Below are 1,846 nucleotides of genomic sequence, written 5' to 3'. Positions count from 1 at the left end.
TCTTCGTGCTGTTCGCGTTGTCGTCGCTCCTCGGCTTCTCGGATGCCTTTGAGTCGTGCGGTTTCGGTCTTCTCGGCCGCAGGGAGTGTCGCAAGCGCGAGCGCAGCGTGCTCCGGACCCGCGGTGGTGCCGAGGGCGGCGGCTTTGATCGGAGCGGCCCAGTCCGGGAGGACGCTGGCCTCGGCTGCCACTTCCTGGCCGGCCGCGCTGATCCGATTGCGGGCATCAGAGTTGAGCGCGGCTTCTAGGAGGGCGGGTTCGAGCGCCGGGCGGATCTGGGCTGCCTGCTCGCCGGGCACCTTGGCGAGAAGATTTTCGACGTTGTTCCACCAGGTGCGAAGGAGGTCGTCGGCGCGGCGGATCTCCACGGGGACAGGTGCCTCGCCGGCCCAGGCGGAGAGGATCCGTTCCTTTCGGAGTCCGGTGATCCAGCTGACTGCCTTCGTATCGCCGTTGCGGGCTTGATCGATGATGGTGTTGAAACTGTCTGTGGACAGCGTCTGGCCCCGGAAGGCGGGGATCGTGGTCGGGTCGAGCAGGACCTGGAGCCTCAGTAACGGGGCTTCGGGGTTGCGCAGGTCCTTGCGGTCGAGGATGGCGTCGGCTGCGGTGCCGATCGTGGTGCGACGCAACCAGGTGAGAAGGTCTTCTCGGCCTCGTCCGATGAGCAGGTCACCGGCCTCCTGCCACTTCGTTCGGAATCCCGCGGCCAAGGCAGCGGGGGTGTCGTAGTCGGCGCCCGCGAACGCGAAGGGCTGCACCGTGGCGACGGGACCGGCGTCGGCGGCGGCGGTCGGGGCGTGTACTTCCGGGGAGCCTCCGGCCAGCCATTCTTCGACCTGGGCGGTGCTCCAACGGTGGCGGTATTCGGCGGTGAGCAGGCCGGCGATCAGCAGGTCCCACCTCTCGTCGCCGGTGGCGGGGATGGTGTAGGTGCGGCGGGCGAGCTGGTTGGCGATCGTGGCGTCGTCGAGCATCCGATGGCCGCCCGGCTCTTGGAACATGTGACGTCCGGTTAGTCCCTTGGCCAGGATCAGTCCGAGTGCCCACCAGTCCATCGCGGGTGTGAACTCGTTGGCGCGGGACTCAGGCGGCAGATAAGGCCACGATCCGGCCACTGACCTCACCACGACAGACAGGTCTTGCTGCATCGCCAGCCCGAAGTCGGCCACGACGACGTCGAGGGGGTCGAGGGTGCGGATGAGAATGTTGCCGGGCTTGAGGTCACGGTGGGTGACACCGCGGGAGTGGACGAAAGTCAAAGCTGCCGACATCTCGCGGGTGAGCGCGGTCGCGAAGTCTGGGGTGATGGTCTGTTGGGCGAAGAGTTGTTCCAACGACCCGGCAGCCATGTACTCCTGGACCTCCCACGTCAGACCGGAATGGGGATCGGTGCCAGTGTCGAGGATCGGCAGCACGTGCTGGGCACCGACCGTGTCGCGCCCCATCTCGATGAGCTTGTCCATCGCGCGCTCGTCCAGGCTGGTGCCGCGGTTGTAGACCTTCAATACCAAGCGGTCTTCGGAGTTGGTCTCGCGGACCACCGCGAGCTGGGCCTGGCCACCTTCGGGCCCCAGCTTCTGGGTGGCGTCCCGGTCCAGCGTGTAGCGCTCGGCCAGTGACGGCACCTGTGCCAGCAGCCCGAACTGGCCCAGGCTCGAGGCGAGATCGCCACCGCCGCTTCCGAGCTCGCGCCGGGTCGAGTTCGCGTCGGTCTCGCGCCGGGTACCCGGTGCGCCGGGGACCTCGCGACGCGTGGCCTCGGCCCCGAGCGGCGTCGATGACTCGCGCCGCGTCGCGTCATCGTGGCCTTCCCGGCGTGTCGGATCAGTCATGACAGACCTCC

At 67.9% G+C, this 1,846-nt stretch carries 1 protein-coding gene; it reads right to left on the bottom strand.

Going from position 1 to position 1,846, the window contains the following annotated elements; translation table 11 throughout:
- The coding region (locus tag ABLE53_RS24735; protein ID WP_348861861.1) for a protein kinase domain-containing protein at positions 1 to 1,835 on the bottom strand (1,835 nt) is incomplete at its 3' end.
- Positions 1,836 to 1,846 lie beyond the last annotated feature (11 nt).

Source organism: Nocardioides asiaticus (assembly GCF_040049175.1).
Taxonomy (GTDB): Bacteria; Actinomycetota; Actinomycetes; order Propionibacteriales; family Nocardioidaceae; genus Nocardioides; species Nocardioides cheoyonin.
The sequence above is the reverse complement of the archived record's forward strand: the minus strand, read 5'-3'. Positions and strand labels throughout refer to the sequence as shown.